Origin of the sequence: Mesorhizobium sp. M7A.F.Ca.US.002.01.1.1 (assembly GCF_004022955.1) — a bacterium.
Taxonomy (GTDB): Bacteria; Pseudomonadota; Alphaproteobacteria; order Rhizobiales; family Rhizobiaceae; genus Mesorhizobium; species Mesorhizobium ciceri.
This window is the reverse complement of record NZ_RZQE01000051.1, coordinates 5384-21901: the sequence shown is the minus strand read 5'-3', so window position 1 is coordinate 21901 and position 16518 is coordinate 5384. Positions and strand designations below refer to the sequence as shown.

Below are 16518 nucleotides of genomic sequence, written 5' to 3'. Positions count from 1 at the left end.
GTCGATGACTGTCTCAGCCGCATCGACGCCAACAACCCGGCGCTGAACGCATTTTGCCTCGTCGACCACGAAGGGGCCAGGTCTGCTGCCCGGGCCTCGGAGGGTCGATGGATGAAGGGGGAACCAGCCGGAGTACTAGATGGCATTCCGGCCACCATCAAAGACCTCACCTTGACACGAGGCTGGCCGACAAGACGTGGCTCATTGTCCGGCAGCACCGAGGGACCCTGGACTGAAGACGCCCCTGTTCCAGCCCGTATCCGTGAGACCGGTGGCGTTATCCTGGGCAAGACAACCACTCCAGAATTTGGCTGGAAAGGGGTAACAGACAGCCCGGTCTACGGGATCACCCGCAATCCCTGGAATCCTGACCTGACACCAGGCGGGTCGTCGGGAGGGGCGGCAGTTGCGGCTGCGCTCAACCTTGGCTTTCTTCATCAGGGTAGCGACGGCGGGGGATCAATCCGGATACCGGCGAGCTTCACGGGGACCTTCGGCTTCAAGCCAACCTTCGGCATCGTTCCGCAATGGCCAGCTAGCGCCATGACAACGCTGTCTCATTTGGGGCCGGTGACCCGCACCGTTGCGGATGCGATCCTGATGATGAATGTGATTGCACGAAAGGACGCTCGCGATGGCTATGCGGGTCCGGCGTACCTAGGTCTCGACCCCGATCCAGCAAAGACCACCATCAGGGGCCTGCGGATCGGCTACAGTCGGAACCTCGGCTATGTCAAGGTGGCGCGAGATATCCAAAACGTTACCGATAATGCGATCGACCAGCTTCGAGCTCTTGGGGCCGAGGTGGCCGAAGTCAATCCGGGATTTGCGGATCCGGTGGAGGTGTTTTCTACATTCTGGTTCGCTGGCGCCGCCCGTATTGTGTCACGAATGAACAAACAGCAAAGACAATTACTAGATCCTGGCTTTCTGGAAGGTGCCGAACGCGGGCTGAAGATCACCCTTACCGAATTTCAGGAAGCTGAGGCGATGCGGTTCGAGCTCTCCGCTCTGATGGCGAAGTTCCACGAAAATTACGATCTCTTGGTCACACCGACGATGCCTATCGCGCCGTTCCCCGTCGGGCGAAATGTGCCGGATGATAGTTACAAGGGGTGGGTGGACTGGACGCCCTTCACCTACCCTTTCAACTTGACCCAGCAACCAGCAGCATCGATTCCATCGGGCCTGGATGATCAAGGGCTGCCCGTCGGGCTACAACTGGTCGGCGCGCGCTATTCCGACACCTCCGTCCTAGCCGCGGCATATACGATCGAAAGTCGCCTGGGGCTTCCTTCTTTCGCGAGGAGCAGATTCCACGCTGCCACCCCTTAAAACTTGAGACTGCCGCGCTCAAGCACCTGACGGCCTCCAAGCGGTCAAGCCACGGACGCGAATGTCATTCGATAAAGGGGCGCGGCGTCATAGATGGGCAGTCCTGTCCTACGACGGATTGCTGACGTCACCATCGGGGACAATGTACATTCAAATAGGAGTGCGTCAATCTTGGGATGTGCGGCGCGAAGTCGCGACACAGACTGCAACCCGGGGACTCCATTTCGGTAACACTAGCCGGCCGCGTATTACCTTCGATGCCGCCGATGGCTACTCTTGCCCCTGCGGATGAATCCATGCCCAGCAGCTCTTCGCCGCAGTGTCTTGAGTCTGCGGCCAGACGGCGAGCTTTGCGCCGGCCGGAAGCTGCCGGAGGAGCGTGGGCGCCAGTAGCAGGCTCGACATGGCCACGGGAAGTTTGACAGACGTGGCCAGTGCAGCCTGGCACCAGATACTGAAGCCGCAGTCCCTGGTTATCGCGACGGCTCCGCGCTCAACCAACCGCCTGGCAGCTGCAATGTAGGCCGGCTCGAGAGAGGCATCGCCAGGACTGACCCTCTCCGCCAAAGCCCCGGCCGCGGTCTCTATTATAATTGGGAAGTCGAAGTTGCCGGGTTGAAGACCGACCCCGATGCGGTGGCGGAAATTCACCAGGGCGCAAGTCCGATCTCCAGCCTGTGATTTTTGCAACACTGGCCATCCAATGAGGATCCAACTGCCGTCTGATCGTGACAATTCAGCTGCGTCAAATGCCTTTGCCGCCAAGATGGCGCGTATCGTCAGGTTGTGCTGACCAAGCTGGGACGCTCTACGAGCGCAGGAATCCTGCATTCGCCTGACGCTTCCGGCTCGGTTGCAAGGCTCGGGAATAGTAATGACGAAACAGTGGATCAGCACGCCGTAAGCCCAGTGCAAAAAATGCGGGCTTCGTGCCGAACCTTTTTTTGGAACGGCGGGCGCGGATCTCATCATTGAGATTACCGGAAAGCCTGTCCGGACTTTTCCGAAGCCGCACTGTTATCCTGTTCGAGAGCGACGCATCGATGGTTCCTTCCCCCGCCTCATCGACAAGCTCACCCGTGTCCACTTGGCTCATCCACGACGACTTCGGCAACCATGCTCTCTCCGATCAGCAGCGCTTCCACCTCTTCGAAAATCGTCGAGGAGCGCTATCAGAGAAAATCCACCCTGATCACCGCCCAGGTCCCCGTGGCAAGCTGGCACGACCTTATTAACGACAGCACGGTCGCCGACGCTATACACGACCGCTCGTGCACAATGCACACCGCATCGCCCTTCAGGGCGAGAGCATCCGAAGAAAAAAGCCTCGGCCCTCTTGACCGACTCCGAGAACACCGAAATCAATCAGCCCTACAGCAACCAGGCTGCCGAGGACCAACCTCGACGAACTGTCGGACTTTTGTGAAAACGCTGTCCGGGAATTAGCGGAATCGCTGTCCAGCTTTTGAAGCGCGCAATAACACTATGGCCGTCATCGAAATGAGCAAGGCGAAGTGCTGATTGCCGCGTTTGTTCCGGGATTAAGCGCCAGCCTCTCAAGAAGATTTATGCCGACTCGCCATCATTGTTGAAACTGCTGCAGCGCTCGCACGTTGAAGCCGGCCAGGCCGGGCATACGATTATGCGGATCGCCTTCGCCCAACTTCAATTCTGGACGCCAGGGCTCGATGTAAGGGACCGGCGAGCGTCAAAAGACTGCGGATGGGTCGCCGCTCGTCCCCTGGGATACGATCTCTGTCGGATTTTGTCGCGCCTGCGACATAGTGGTTGTGCGGGCCAGTTTAGTACCTGATATGACCGTAAGTTTGATATCAAACTCAAAGCACTGGCCGACGTGCATTTTGCGAGGTTGGCACGGTTTTTGAAGCGATCATTTCGCGTCGGAGCGCTCTCATCCGCCGGTTATCATCTGTTTTGGCATAAACCCTGCATAAGGCTTTATTGATGGTACCGCAACCCAACTCGCCGTCTTTCGAGCTACTTGGGCAAAAAGAGCACCGCCAGCGGAAAGGGTCGGGAACCGGAGAGGGAACCGGGTGGTGGACCTATGTTTGTGGAGGGGGTTGTGAAAAGGGTCAGCCATGGTGCTTCGAGCCTCTTGTACTCGTGCAGGTCGTCAATGTTGATATAGCGGTTGGCCTCCATCCAGTTTTCATTGGTTTCGTGACAGCAGACAAACGTCAAAGGAGATAGCTCATGCGAGTAGCCATCGTAACGAACAGTGATTTCAACGGTGTGATTAACCGGTTCGGTCAGCCTTGTCCGCAGCCGCCGCAGCCTTGGCCGCATAGCGGCACGTTGGAAGATGTGGTGGCGGCACTTCAAGAGGGCGGCCACGAGACGGTAGTGTGTGAAGGCGATAAAGGACTGCTCGCCAGTCTCGAGCGGTTCATGCCACCTGATCCGCAAGGTCGCCCCTCGGGAATGGTCTTCAACTTGGCGGAGGGAATTCAGGGCGAAAAGCGTTACACTCATGTTCCTGCCATGCTTGAGATGGCCGGTGTTCCATACACTGGATGTAGCCCCTTCGGGATTGGGCTGACGGGAGACAAAGTCATTACCAAAATGCTCATCCGCGATCAGGGCGTGCCGACTCCGAACTTTCGCGTGATGCGTCGCGGCACCGAGAACACCGGCGACCTGAGATTCCCAGTGGTAGTGAAGCCGCGGGAGGAGGACTGCAGCTTCGGATTGCAGATCATACATGAACACTCTAAGTTGCGGCAGGCCGTCGAAGTGATCGTCACGCAGCATGCTCAGGATGCGCTAGTGGAGGAATACATCGAGGGGCGGGAAATCTGCGTTGCGTTGCTCGGAAACGGGGAGCCCGAAGTTTTGCCTCTAGTGGAGCAGGACTTCGGTGACCGCGAAACGCGTGTTATGAATTGGGATGCGAAGTACGTGGCGGCCGCAGCGGTGCCCAAGATTTGCCCGGCGAAAATCGAGAGCGGGCTTGAGACGATGTTACGGGATATTTCGGTTGCGACCTTCCGTGCCTGCCACTGCCGGGACTATGCCCGCGTCGATTTCCGGATCGATCGCTCAGGCCAACCGTTTGTCCTAGAGATGAACTCGGTGCCGGCCCTTGGTATACACTCCAGTTATGGCACAGCTGCAACGGCCGGCGGACACAGCTTCGTAAGCTTGATCAATCGCATCCTCAATGTCGCCCACACCCGCTATTTCGGAATCGGCGTCTCATAGTGGATTGATCGGATCAAAAGAGTCCGATTTCGGGATTCCGTTTTGCGGTTTGGCGTGCGAGTTAGATGCATGCGCAATAGCATCCCCCTTCACCGTTTTGGCCAGCGACCGTCAGCGCCTGCAAGCGCTCGTCGCGGCGCCAGGAAGCCCGCAAGCACGTTCGGGGGCCGCATCGTCGCGCTGTGCTTCGAACCACGAAGCCAAAGCATACTTGGACCACCGGCTAGGTCGAGCGAATGAACCGCACCATCAAGGACGCGACGGGCAAGCGTTTCCACTACGACGATCATGACCAACTGCGTCGGCATCTTGCCGACTTTGTTGCGGCCTACAAATTTCGGCCGCAGGCTGAAGGCCCTCAAAGGTCTCACCCTACGAGTTCATCTGCAAGGCATGGGCTTCCCAGCCCGAGCGCTTCACTCTCAATCCGCTCCACCAAATGCCTGGACTTGTCTATTCGGCGTGTTGAAGTCAATCCCATTCAAGCTTCCTAGGCTGACCTGCCGACGCGATTATCCTAGCCTGATTGATGTAACCGCGGCGTCAAACCGAGATACGGCCCCACGTCCTTCGAATTCCTGAAGGGGGCAGGAATATCGACCGTGGCGTTGAAACCCAGTGCAACGATAGGGCCGACGCCCAGCACGGTCATCAACCGCCTGCAAACCGTGTCACCCCTCACGATCGACAACAGTCTTTCGTGTAGCACCGTGAACTGCTCGCAAAGTTTCCGACGGGCGGTGAGCAACGTCTCCATGATGTCTCGAGTTCCGGAATGTCACCGGAAGGGTCCCGGATGCGATCCGCGAATTTGCCGGCCGTCGACAATGCCAACTTTGAGACCGAAGTTACGAAACAGGCCACGGATGTCGTTCTCGATGGCGATGGCCTTTTCCTGAAGCGACTTGAGGGCCGTCAGCAGCGCCCGGCGATTCTGGGTCGTCAGCGTCTTGACAGTAAGACCGTATGTCCGCCTCTGCCGATGAGGTGGCTCGCCCTACACTGCGCGTCCGAGGGTTGCTCGGACGGGCCGAGCCGATCCTCACCACAGGAGGACGAGCCGTGGCGGATTATAGAGAAGCATTTGTCGGAATCGATGTTGCGAAGCTTAAGAACGCTATTGCGATTGCGGAGGCAGGCCGGGAAGGAGAGGTTCGGTTCTTCGGTGAGGTCGACGCGTCGGCGACCAGCATGCGGCGGGTCATAGGCCGGATCGCCAGCCGCTTTGATTACGTGCATTTCTGCTATGAGGCTGGGCCGACCGGGTACGGCCTTTATCGCCTGATCCGGTCGCTCGGGCACGAGTGCACCGTGGTTGCACCATCATTGATACCAAGGAAGCCCGGCGATCGGGTGAAGACGAACCGTCGAGACGCCATTTCCCTTGCCCGACTATTGCGCGCCGGCGAGCTGACCGCGGTGTGGGTTCCCGATGAAGGGCACGAGTCCATACGGGATCTTGTTCGCGCGCGGGCGGGCGCGGTCGAGACGCTGCGGGTCCATCGCCAGCAGGTGAGCGCATTCATGCTCAAGCACGGCCGTAGCTATCCGCGAAAGAAGAGCTGGACGATGCGCTATCTACGCTGGCTTCAGGAACAAGGTTCGATCATCCCGCGCATCAGATCGCACTCCAGGAGATGGTCGAGGCGGTGCGCGTCTCGAAAGAGCGGGTCGAGCGGCTGGAGCGTGTGATCGAAGAGTTCGTCCCGGCCTGGTCGCTGGCACCGATCGTGTGGGCGCTTCAGACATTGCGTGGGGTAGACCTAATTGTCGCCGTGACGTTCGTCACCGAAGTCGGCGACGCCAGCCGGTTCGAAAGCCCACGCCAGCTCATGGGATATCTCGGTCGGGTCCCCGGCGAGCGCTCAACCGGGGAGACAGTCCGGCGCGGCGGCATCACAAAGGCAGGCAACGGTCGGGTTCGCCACATGTTGGTCGAGAGCGCCTGGACCTATCGACATCCGCCCAAGGTCGGGAAGGCGAAGCTATACCGGTTGGAGCAGGCGTCACCGAAGGTGCGTGAGATCGCCTGGAAGGCGCAGTCCCGCCTGACAGCCCGCTACCGCATGCTGAGCGCTCGGGGCAAACGGACAACGGTCGTCTGCACCGCGATCGCCCGTGAACTGGTCGGCTTTATGTGGGCAGTCGCAAGGGAGGCGCGCGTCACCTGATCGCTCGCCGCGATGGCGCACATATCGCGCATGGGCGGAGGCGGGACCACGGCAGGGGAATGCCCGTCAGACGCTTTGTGGCCGGCAAATCGACCGACGCCCGCAGTAAGATAGGAACAGCCCCGGACGCACAATCGGGAATGCGGTAGCCAACCCGCGCATCAGAGCTTGATCACCGACGTCCTTCAGTTCCGCCTCCCCACCCATGCGCGATCATCAGAATGAGCAGCCGTTCCTCGGATCGGGCGACCTCATGCGTTCCAAACCTTGACAGCGGACATCAGAGCGGTGTTTCCGGACCACCTTTCGGGAGTGGTCGCGATCTGTGAGGTTGCCGATCCTGTATTGGGATCGGAGATCGGCTTGTGTCTGGACTTGACCTTACGCTTGACCCGGAGCGGCAGCTTCGGCGTTTCGAGGTGATCAACGGTGCCGGCGGTCGGCGTCACTGGTCGGTGGATGACAAGGCGCGGATCATCGCAGAGACGCTGGAGCCGAATGCGATCATTTCCGAGGTCGCCCGCCGTTATGGTCTCAGGCCGCAGCAGGTCTTCGCCTGGCGCCGCGAAGCGCGCAAACAGGCCGCTTCGGTGCAGCAAGATTCTCCTGCCTTTGTGCCGGCGGTTGTGGCGGCGGCGGAACCTGCAGCCAGCCGTTCACCGAAGCAGCGGAAACGGCAAGCCACCCGAGATGCCGGCATGATCGAGCTTGAGATCGACGGCATCGCGATGCGCGTCGGCCGGGGCGCCGATACCAAGACGGTGGCCGCAGTGATCCGCGCGCTGAAGGCGACGTCGTGATCGGGCCGACGGGTGCGGTCAAGGTCATGGTGGCGACGAAGCCCGTCGACTTCCGCAAGGGTGCGGAGGGATTGGCGGCGCTGGTGCGAGAGACAATGGGGGCCGATCCGTTCAGCGGGGCCGTCTACGTCTTCCGGGCGAAGCGGACTGACCGGATCAAGCTGATCTTCTGGGATGGCACCGGGGTTTGCCTGCTAAGCGTTTGGAGGATGGGGAGTTCCGCTGGCCGAAAGTGCATGACGGCATGATGCGGCTGACGGCCGCGCAGCTCTCGGCGCTACTCGAAGGTCTCGACTGGCGGCGAGTCCATGAGGCGCGCCGGACCCGCGTGCCAGCCCAGGCGGGCTGACCCGCGACGAAGTGAATCAGCCTAGATTCCGCTGTCGCGGGCTGTCGGCGAATATGGTCTGATCCGTTCATGGCGATGACGGCTGACCAGCTTCCCGACGATCCGGACGCGCTGAAGGCGATGGTCCTGGCGCACGACGTCGAGAATGCCCGTCTGATTCAGATCATCAAGGAATTGCAGCGTCACCGCTTCGGCCGGCGTGCCGAGACGCTCCCCGAGGATCAATTGCTGCTGGGGCTCGAAGAGGCGGAGCAGATCGAGGCCGCCGGTGAGGAAGAGAAGGAGCAATCTGCTCCCGCCGAGCGGCAAGCAAAGGCCACGAGGCGCCGGGCCAACCGGGGCGCGCTGCCACCCCATCTGCCGCGCGTGGAGATGGTCGTCGACATCGAGGACCATGCCTGCCCATGCTGCCGCAATGGCTTGCATCGGATCGGCGAGGACGTGAGCGAGCGGCTCGACATCGTTCCGGCGCAGCTGCGTGTAATCGTCGTGCGCCGGCCCAAATATGCCTGCCGCGCCTGCGAGGACGTCGTGGTTCAGGCTTCCGGCGCCGGCCCGGCTGATCGAGGGTGGTCTTCCGACCGAGGCAACGGTCGCCCAGGTGCTGGTCTCAAAATATGCCGATCACCTTCCGCTCTATCGTCAGGCGCAAATCTACGCCCGGCAGGGTATCAATCTCGATCGCTCTACGCTCGCCGACTGGGTCGGCCGCGCCGCCTGGCACCTGCGTCCGGTGCATGAGCGGCTGCTTGGCAAGCTGAAGTCCTCGGCAAAACTCTTCGCCGACGAGACGACCGCGCCGGTGCTCGATCCCGGCCGCGGCAAGACTAAGACAGGTCAACTCTGGGCCTATGCCCGCGATGACCGACGATGGGAGGGGAGCGACCCGCCGGGCGTCGCCTATGTCTATGCGCCGGACCGAAAGGCCGAGCGTCCGATCGCTCATCTCGCAGGCTTCACCGGAATCTTGCAGGTCGACGGCTATGGCGGCTATCGCGTGCTGGCCGACAAAAGCGGCGTCACGCTCGCCTTCTGCTGGGCGCATGTCCGTCGGCGCTTTTATGAACTGGCAGCAGCCGGTCCCGCGCCGATCGCCAGTGACGCGCTGAGACGGATCGCCGAACTCTACAAGATCGAGGATGACATCCGTGGCCGATCGGCCAACGAGCGCCGCGCGATGCGTCAGGACAAAAGCCGCGCCATCGTCGCCGATCTCGAACCCTGGCTGCGTGAGAAGCTCGGCCTGATCAGTCAGAAGACCAAGCTCGCAGAGGCAATCCGCTACACGCTCTCACGCTGGGAAGGCCTCTCGCACTTCCTTGACGACGGCCGCATCGAGATCGACAGCAACACCGTCGAACGCTCGATCCGTCCGATCGCAATCTCGGGGTCATTCTGCCCATGTTGGGCAGGAGGTCGAAGTCCCGTGCGCAGCAATGGATCTGGGCTCCCCGCGCGCGTCGCTTGCTGCACTGCTTGAACTGAACAAGCTCTTGATCCAGCGCCGTTTCCGGCGAGGCTCTCCGGATGGTTTCATCATCGGGGAGACTCAAAATGAGAACCTTGCCGCCACCGACACGATCTCTCGTGATCGTTCGCCAGCTCAGCATGCGCTCGACTCGCACAAGCTAGTCGGGCTGAGCGCAGCGCAACGAACGATCGTGATCGCCCGGCTCGCCAATGTGCTGATGGCCGCCGCCGGTATCGTGACGGAGGAGAGCCGCGATGACGAGCCGTAATCTGATTCCGGCCACCATCCTCAAGCGCAAGGCCGTTGTCTATGTACGTCAGTCCACGCAGGCGCAAGTGCAGCTCAATCTTGAGAGCCAGCGTCGGCAATATGAGCTGGTCGACGTCGCGCGGCGCTGGGGATTCCGCAAGGTTGAGGTGATCGACGAGGACTTGGGACGCACCGCAAGTGGAGCTGTGGAACGTCCCGGTTTCGAACGCCTGGTCGACGATCTGTGCACCGGTCATGTGGGCGCTGTGCTTTGCCTGGAGGCGTCCCGCCTGTCTCGCAACGGACCGGACTGGCATCGGCTGCTCGAGTTGTGCGGCGAAGTCGATGCACGGGTGATCGATCTGGACGGAGTCTACGATCCGGGACTGCCGAACGATCGCCTGCTGCTCGGCATGAAGGGGAGCATAAGCGAGTTCGAACTCGGGGTGCTGCGTGCTCGCATGTACGAAGCTGACCGCGCCAAGGCACAGCGCGGCGAACTGCGCATCTCTGTGCCCTTCGGCTACGTCTGGCACCGGGATTACGGTCTCGGGTTCGATCCCGATATACGCCTGCAGGAGACCATTCGCCTGATATTCGCGCGTTTCCGCGAACTCGGCAGTGCCCGCCAGGTCCTGATCTCGATGATCGACGATGGCGTGCATTTCCCCAGACCCTCCGACGGCAAGAAGATGGTGTCCTTCGCCTGGGTTCCGGTCCGCTACCGCAACGTGATCTCCGTCCTGAAGAACCCGTTCTACGCCGGCGCTTATGTCTATGGTAAGAGCGAGAAGCGCACCGAGATCGTGGATGGCCGCGTCCGCAAGAGCTATGGTCATTACAAGCCGGCCAGCGATTGGGCGGTGGTGCTCAAGGAGCATCACGAAGGCTATATCGGATGGAGCGAGTACGAACGGAACCAGGAACTTCTCGCCGCCAACGCCTATGGCAAAGCCGGCGGCGTCAAGTCGGGCCGCGGCGGTCGCGCGTTGCTCCCGGGTCTTCTCTCCTGTGGTCGATGCGGGCGAAGACTGGTTGTCACGTATGCCGGACGTGGCCAAGGTTACCCGGTCTATCGTTGCGAGAACACCATGATGGCGCAGGCGCGATGCATGTCGTTCAACGGCTTTCGCACCGATGCGGCGGTGGCCCGCGAAGCCTTGGAGGCGGTTGCGCCGATGGCGATCGAGGCGGCGTTGGAGGCTGAACAGATGCAGCTGGAGAGCGAAGCCAGGCGGCGGCAGATGATCGAGATGGACCTGCAGCAGGCACGCTATGAGGCATCGCTCGCCGAGCGCCGCTACGCCGCCTGCGACCCGGAGAACCGGCTTATAGCGGCCCAGCTCGAGAGGAACTGGGAAGCTAGGCTCAGGCGCGTGGAGACCTGCGAGGCCCGGCTCAGTGAAGTCCAGCGTATGGAGCCTGTCGACGCGATCCCTGACTTCACCGGCCTCGCCCAGGATCTCGAAGCCGCCTGGAATGCGCCGGGTGTCGATATGCGGTTCCGTCAGCAACTGCTGCGCGCGCTCATCAAGGACATTGTGGCGGACGTCGATGACGACGCGCGCGATGTGATCCTGACCATCCATTGGCATGGGGGCCAGCATTCCCAGGTAAGGGTTCGCAAGTCCAAATCCGGAGAGCATGGCCAGAGTACGCCTGAGGAGGCTCTGGCGGTCATGCGATCCATGGCAACGCGATGGTCGGATGCCGAAATCGCCGCCACACTCAACCGCATGGGCATGAAGACGGGTCAGGGAAAGACCTGGACGGCGCGACGCGTCCAATCCCTGCGCACGGTGCACAAGATCAGCGGCTATCGGTCTTCCGACAAGAACGGCGAGTGGCTTACCATGTCGGACGCGGCCGCGAAGCTTGGCGTGTCGCACGTCAAAATCCGCCGGTTCGTCAGGGACGGCATATTACCAGCCGAGCAGGTCATGCGCGGCGCGCCCTACCAGATCCGCGCCAGCGACCTTGAAGATGAACGGATCAAGGCCGATTTGGCGCGCAAATCTCCGCGTATCATCAACGACGATAATCAGAAATCGCTGTTTCCCGCCATTTGAAGAGGGGGTGCATAATGAATCAGTCTTCGCGCTCAACCGCAAGAACGCGCTCTTCGCAGGCTCTGACGGCGGCGCCGAACACTGGGCAGTCATCGCCTCGCTGATCGAAACCTGCAAGCTCAATGGTGTCGAACCGCTCGGCTTATCTCGCCGATGTCCTCACCAGGATCGTCAACGGCCACCCCAACAGCCAGATCGACGATCTCCTGCCTTGGGTCTACATCAACAAGCTCGAGCTCAAGGCCGTGGCCCGAGAATACCGCTTACTCTTGACATGCACGGGCCGGAACAGGTTAACCCGCATATCTGCGCGATGCCGCGAGCATGGTTGCGGTCGGTCTTGTTGACCTGTGCCTTGAGAACGCCTTGGAATGACGGGGCTCGATACAGGTCACGTAGTCCGGCTGCCGCCAGACCAACCATTGGGATAAGGGGCCGGCTTCAAGCCTGATCCGGGCGAGATTCCATGCGGGGTTCTTCAATGCGTCAGCAAGATCGTCCGGATGACTAGCAACCTTCATCTCTCGGCAAATTCGGCGCCCTTCTCACGATGCAAACGGTGGTCTCTTTCACGGAGACGTCCAGTCCGGCATAATTTTTCATGCTGCGCTTCCTTTCCTGATGCTTGTGGCTGTTCACACAGACCACGTTTTGTCATCATCTCGAAGCGCAGCACTTCAAAACAACCCGTTCAAGGCGGGGGGCAAAGCCGAATACCACAATCTAAACACCTAGCGATGCTGTTCAAATTCGCCTTGCCGGCATGGGACCCCATCGCTGTCATCACAGGAAGCAGTACGTGGGAGGGGAACTGCTCGCAGTGATGAATCGTGTTCCGAGCCACTACCCATTCAGTTTCGTCCCAGTTGTTACCTCCCGTATTCAGGTTGCGGTCGAACCGCGGGAAGGCCGAACTAGTGATTTCCAGGCGAATTTGATGGCCGGCCGGAAACCAATTACTTGTGGCGTCGAGATCAATCTCGATTTTGCATATAACGCTCGGTTCCATGAAAACAGCCCGATCAAAGCCCTCGCGATAGCGGACGCGCAGTATCCCGTCCACCACGTCAATCGCACGGCCATCGGGATGTACGTCCAACAGTCTGGCCACGAAGTCCGTGTCCGGGGCCGAAGAAGAGACGAAGAGGACCGCCCGGACAAATCCGGTAACCTCCATGCCCTCTGTGAGGGGCGGTGAAGTGAAGCAGAGGACGTCTGGACGAAGCTGGACGTCCTGGTAATCGCGGGGTCCTATAGTAGTTCCACTTGACTTCCCGCCGTCCATCCCCAAGAACGGCGCCGGATCCCCAGGGTCGTAGGTAAACGTGTCAGCCGGCTCGTCGGCACTCGGAGGCTCTACATCAAGAGTCCCGTCGCCTAGACGGGTCGCGGCATTCCCGCCGCTGCGGAGGAACCAGTGCTGCAGTTCCACACCAAGAGGGGGCCATTCTGACGCGGCACGCCACTCGTTGCGACCCATCACGTAGTACTGGACGCGGGGCATTCCCTCGATCCGGTCGGGCTTGTCGTTCAGCCAGCAGTCGAACCAGTCCAGGTAGATCTGCCAGCAATCCAGGCGCGCGTCGCCCAGCTCGCGCTCGCCGATAACCGTCGGGGCTTTGAGACTCTCGGTGCCACAATGCGTGGCTGGCGACAGAATGATATGTTGGTGATCGCGTGCCGCCGGGCTCAATCCGCGAGCACTAAAAACGCGCTGCTGGTGAAGCGCGTCGGCAGCCCCCACGTCGTACCACGAGTTCACGAACAGGGCTGGGACGTCGATGGTCGAGTCCTCGCTAAGCATCCCATTCCGATCCCCCCAGGGATCGCCTGGGTCACGCGAGACCCAGTCCTCCCAGTCAGTCGGCGGTCCCCCAAGGCTCTTAAGCATGTTGACGAGCGGCAGCGACGCGAAAGCCCGCTGATACTCCTCATCGCTTTTCGGTTGCACTCGGGACCGGTCCTTCGCTGCGGTTTGGTGGAACCAGGGGACAAACGCGGCAACCTCCACCGCACCGCCGAGACGGAGATCCCCGTTGCGATATCGCCCTCCGGCAGAGCCGTTCGCGCCGCCCGATCCCTGCGCAATTGCGCATCGGTGGGCTGGATGGCACAACTGCGCCAGCAAAACCTGCGCGATACCAAGCGCCGAGCACCCATATGTGCCCACGCGTCCATTCGACCATGGCTGCTGCGAAATCCAGGACAGCGTGTCATAACCGTCGTCCCTTTCATTCTCCATGAGGGTGAATACGCCGCCGGAATCGAAGACTCCACGAAGCTCCTGCACAAGTACGGCGAAGCCTTGTCCAGCAAACATTCTTGCCACTTTGTGGCGAGGCTCAACCGGACAGCGATAGGGCGTCTTACCGTATTGAGTTCGGATAAGGATTGACCCGAGTTCCCCAGTGTAACCAATAGGCCGATACAGGTCCGTGGCGAGCTCAACGCCGTCCCGCATTGGAACGCGCAAGCCGGTCTGCAAAACCACTTCGTATCGCGGCGTTGGCGGTTTAATCGGGCCTAGTTCATTACACACTTCAGAGTGCCTCCCAGACATTGAGACTGATTCAAGATGGAGTGGCCAATTTCGACGGGTCTCAGCATTCTATCTGCACGGTGGTGTGTTCGTCGCATTCACAGTACAACGATGAACTCTGTGCCGTTGCTAAGTTGTTTGAAAAGAAACTCAACCGTGCTTCTCTAGCAGGTCCGGCACTCAATGATGGCGCGTTGCCACCCCAATTTCCCTATTGCTTAAATCAATGTGACAGCGCGCCTACGCCGCTGTGCAAAACATCAATTGTGAGTCTCACCGCCATTATGTGCCGATCCATGGACCCCCATTCCATGCTGATTGACGCGGGCCGATGGGGCAAGCTGCTTGATGTGAGAAGCGACGGGCTCCCCGACCGATCGCAGCTTGTTATCACCGTTTGTTTGAAATAGTGGAGGTAGGCTAGCCAGGCGGCAAGCTGTTCAAATTCGCCTTGCCGGCATGGGACCCCATCGCTGTCATCACAGGAAGCAGTACGTGGGAGGGGAACTGCTCGCAGTGATGAATCGTGTTCCGAGCCACTACCCATTCAGTTTCGTCCCAGTTGTTACCTCCCGTATTCAGGTTGCGGTCGAACCGCGGGAAGGCCGAACTAGTGATTTCCAGGCGAATTTGATGGCCGGCCGGAAACCAATTACTTGTGGCGTCGAGATCAATCTCGATTTTGCATATAACGCTCGGTTCCATGAAAACAGCCCGATCAAAGCCCTCGCGATAGCGGACGCGCAGTATCCCGTCCACCACGTCAATCGCACGGCCATCGGGATGTACGTCCAACAGTCTGGCCACGAAGTCCGTGTCCGGGGCCGAAGAAGAGACGAAGAGGACCGCCCGGACAAATCCGGTAACCTCCATGCCCTCTGTGAGGGGCGGTGAAGTGAAGCAGAGGACGTCTGGACGAAGCTGGACGTCCTGGTAATCGCGGGGTCCTATAGTAGTTCCACTTGACTTCCCGCCGTCCATCCCCAAGAACGGCGCCGGATCCCCAGGGTCGTAGGTAAACGTGTCAGCCGGCTCGTCGGCACTCGGAGGCTCTACATCAAGAGTCCCGTCGCCTAGACGGGTCGCGGCATTCCCGCCGCTGCGGAGGAACCAGTGCTGCAGTTCCACACCAAGAGGGGGCCATTCTGACGCGGCACGCCACTCGTTGCGACCCATCACGTAGTACTGGACGCGGGGCATTCCCTCGATCCGGTCGGGCTTGTCGTTCAGCCAGCAGTCGAACCAGTCCAGGTAGATCTGCCAGCAATCCAGGCGCGCGTCGCCCAGCTCGCGCTCGCCGATAACCGTCGGGGCTTTGAGACTCTCGGTGCCACAATGCGTGGCTGGCGACAGAATGATATGTTGGTGATCGCGTGCCGCCGGGCTCAATCCGCGAGCACTAAAAACGCGCTGCTGGTGAAGCGCGTCGGCAGCCCCCACGTCGTACCACGAGTTCACGAACAGGGCTGGGACGTCGATGGTCGAGTCCTCGCTAAGCATCCCATTCCGATCCCCCCAGGGATCGCCTGGGTCACGCGAGACCCAGTCCTCCCAGTCAGTCGGCGGTCCCCCAAGGCTCTTAAGCATGTTGACGAGCGGCAGCGACGCGAAAGCCCGCTGATACTCCTCATCGCTTTTCGGTTGCACTCGGGACCGGTCCTTCGCTGCGGTTTGGTGGAACCAGGGGACAAACGCGGCAACCTCCACCGCACCGCCGAGACGGAGATCCCCGTTGCGATATCGCCCTCCGGCAGAGCCGTTCGCGCCGCCCGATCCCTGCGCAATTGCGCATCGGTGGGCTGGATGGCACAACTGCGCCAGCAAAACCTGCGCGATACCAAGCGCCGAGCACCCATATGTGCCCACGCGTCCATTCGACCATGGCTGCTGCGAAATCCAGGACAGCGTGTCATAACCGTCGTCCCCTATATGTTCCCTAGCGTATACGCCGCCGGAATCGAAGACGCCACGACGCTCCTGCACAAGTACAGCGAACCCTTGTCCAGCAAACATTCTTGCCACTTTGTGGCGAGGCTCAACCGGACAGCGATAGGGCGTCTTACCGTATGGAGTTCGGATAAGGATTGACCCGAGTTCCCCAGTGTAACCAATAGGCCGATACAGGTCCGTGGCGAGCTCAACGCCGTCCCGCATTGGAACGCGCAAGCCGGTCTGCAAAACCACTTCGTATCGCGGCGTTGGCGGTTTAATCGGGCCTAGTTCATTACACACTTCAGAGTGCCTCCCAGACATTGAGACTGATTCAAGATGGAGTGGCCAATTTCGACGGGTCTCAGCATTCTATCTGCA

General features: G+C 60.4%; 10 protein-coding genes and 6 pseudogenes. 11 read left to right on the top strand and 5 right to left on the bottom strand.

Annotated elements, in window-relative coordinates; all coding sequences use genetic code 11:
• The coding region (locus EN932_RS08460; RefSeq protein WP_128368786.1) for an amidase at positions 1-1335 on the top strand (1335 nt) is incomplete at its 5' end.
• An 808-nt stretch (positions 1336-2143) separates the two neighbouring features.
• Here EN932_RS08460 and EN932_RS39475 read toward each other — a convergent pair.
• A complete protein-coding gene (locus EN932_RS39475) occupies positions 2144-2449 on the bottom strand; it encodes a hypothetical protein (protein ID WP_164890447.1) in 306 nt (101 codons plus the stop codon).
• A gap of 2 nt (positions 2450-2451) precedes the next feature.
• Here EN932_RS39475 and EN932_RS08450 point away from each other — a divergent pair, with 2 nt between their 5' ends.
• From EN932_RS08450 to EN932_RS08440, 3 genes and pseudogenes are all read left to right on the top strand, one after another.
• Positions 2452-2781, top strand: coding sequence for an ATP-binding protein (locus EN932_RS08450; protein ID WP_272482847.1), 330 nt, complete (start codon positions 2452-2454; stop codon positions 2779-2781).
• Positions 2782-3552: 771 nt separating this feature from the next.
• Complete coding sequence (locus EN932_RS08445) at positions 3553-4560, top strand: ATP-grasp domain-containing protein (RefSeq protein WP_063169333.1); 1008 nt, start codon at positions 3553-3555, stop codon at positions 4558-4560.
• A 188-nt stretch (positions 4561-4748) separates the two neighbouring features.
• Positions 4749-5029: pseudogene (locus EN932_RS08440) on the top strand (integrase core domain-containing protein); the annotation flags it as partial.
• 48 nt (positions 5030-5077) lie between these two features.
• On the opposite strand, the gene EN932_RS38760 reads toward EN932_RS08440, so the two are convergent.
• Entirely contained in the window at positions 5078-5317 is a 240-nt protein-coding gene (locus EN932_RS38760; RefSeq protein ID WP_063169335.1) for an IS110 family transposase, read from the bottom strand.
• 209 nt (positions 5318-5526) lie between these two features.
• Between EN932_RS38760 and EN932_RS08430 the strand changes: the two are divergent.
• From EN932_RS08430 to EN932_RS08405, 7 genes and pseudogenes are all read left to right on the top strand, one after another.
• Positions 5527-6731: pseudogene (locus tag EN932_RS08430) on the top strand (IS110 family transposase).
• A 419-nt stretch (positions 6732-7150) separates the two neighbouring features.
• Entirely contained in the window at positions 7151-7531 is a 381-nt protein-coding gene (locus EN932_RS08425) for a transposase (protein ID WP_199489649.1), read from the top strand.
• Positions 7528-7880 (top strand): annotated as a pseudogene (gene tnpB / locus EN932_RS08420) (IS66 family insertion sequence element accessory protein TnpB). Before EN932_RS08425 ends, tnpB begins: the two are co-directional and overlap by 4 nt.
• Positions 7881-7949: 69 nt before the next feature.
• A pseudogene (locus EN932_RS08415) lies at positions 7950-9267 on the top strand (IS66 family transposase); the annotation flags it as partial.
• 49 nt (positions 9268-9316) lie between these two features.
• Positions 9317-9619 carry a hypothetical protein gene (locus tag EN932_RS37900; RefSeq protein ID WP_063169337.1) on the top strand — a complete coding sequence of 101 codons (303 nt, stop codon included), beginning with the start codon at positions 9317-9319 and terminating at the stop codon, positions 9617-9619.
• Positions 9606-11669: a recombinase family protein gene (locus tag EN932_RS08410; RefSeq protein WP_063169338.1), complete on the top strand. Its 2064-nt coding sequence runs from the start codon at positions 9606-9608 to the stop codon at positions 11667-11669. The genes EN932_RS37900 and EN932_RS08410 overlap by 14 nt, the downstream gene beginning before the upstream one ends.
• Before the next feature lie 28 nt (positions 11670-11697).
• Positions 11698-11890: pseudogene (locus EN932_RS08405) on the top strand (transposase domain-containing protein); the annotation flags it as partial.
• 44 nt (positions 11891-11934) lie between these two features.
• Here EN932_RS08405 and EN932_RS38755 read toward each other — a convergent pair.
• From EN932_RS38755 to EN932_RS08390, 3 genes and pseudogenes are all read right to left on the bottom strand, one after another.
• Positions 11935-12272, bottom strand: a pseudogene (locus EN932_RS38755) (IS110 family transposase); the annotation flags it as partial.
• Between the two features lie 88 nt (positions 12273-12360).
• Positions 12361-14160 (bottom strand): CocE/NonD family hydrolase, encoded by a 1800-nt coding sequence (locus tag EN932_RS08395; protein WP_158515805.1) that lies wholly within the window; start codon positions 14158-14160, stop codon positions 12361-12363.
• A gap of 468 nt (positions 14161-14628) precedes the next feature.
• A complete protein-coding gene (locus tag EN932_RS08390; RefSeq protein ID WP_244514363.1) occupies positions 14629-16362 on the bottom strand; it encodes a CocE/NonD family hydrolase in 1734 nt (577 codons plus the stop codon).
• Between the last annotated feature and the right edge of the window lie 156 nt (positions 16363-16518).

Excerpts from the sequence above, each read along its gene's own strand:
- EN932_RS08450 (WP_272482847.1), top strand. The coding sequence starts at position 2,452 with ATGCTCTCTCCGATCAGCAGCGCTTCCACCTCTTCGAAAATCGTCGAG.
- EN932_RS08445 (WP_063169333.1), top strand. The coding sequence starts at position 3,553 with ATGCGAGTAGCCATCGTAACGAACAGTGATTTCAACGGTGTGATTAAC.
- EN932_RS38760 (WP_063169335.1), bottom strand. The coding sequence starts at position 5,317 with ATGGAGACGTTGCTCACCGCCCGTCGGAAACTTTGCGAGCAGTTCACG.
- EN932_RS37900 (WP_063169337.1), top strand. The coding sequence starts at position 9,317 with ATGGATCTGGGCTCCCCGCGCGCGTCGCTTGCTGCACTGCTTGAACTG.
- EN932_RS08410 (WP_063169338.1), top strand. The coding sequence starts at position 9,606 with ATGACGAGCCGTAATCTGATTCCGGCCACCATCCTCAAGCGCAAGGCC.
- EN932_RS08390 (WP_244514363.1), bottom strand. The coding sequence starts at position 16,362 with ATGCGGGACGGCGTTGAGCTCGCCACGGACCTGTATCGGCCTATTGGT.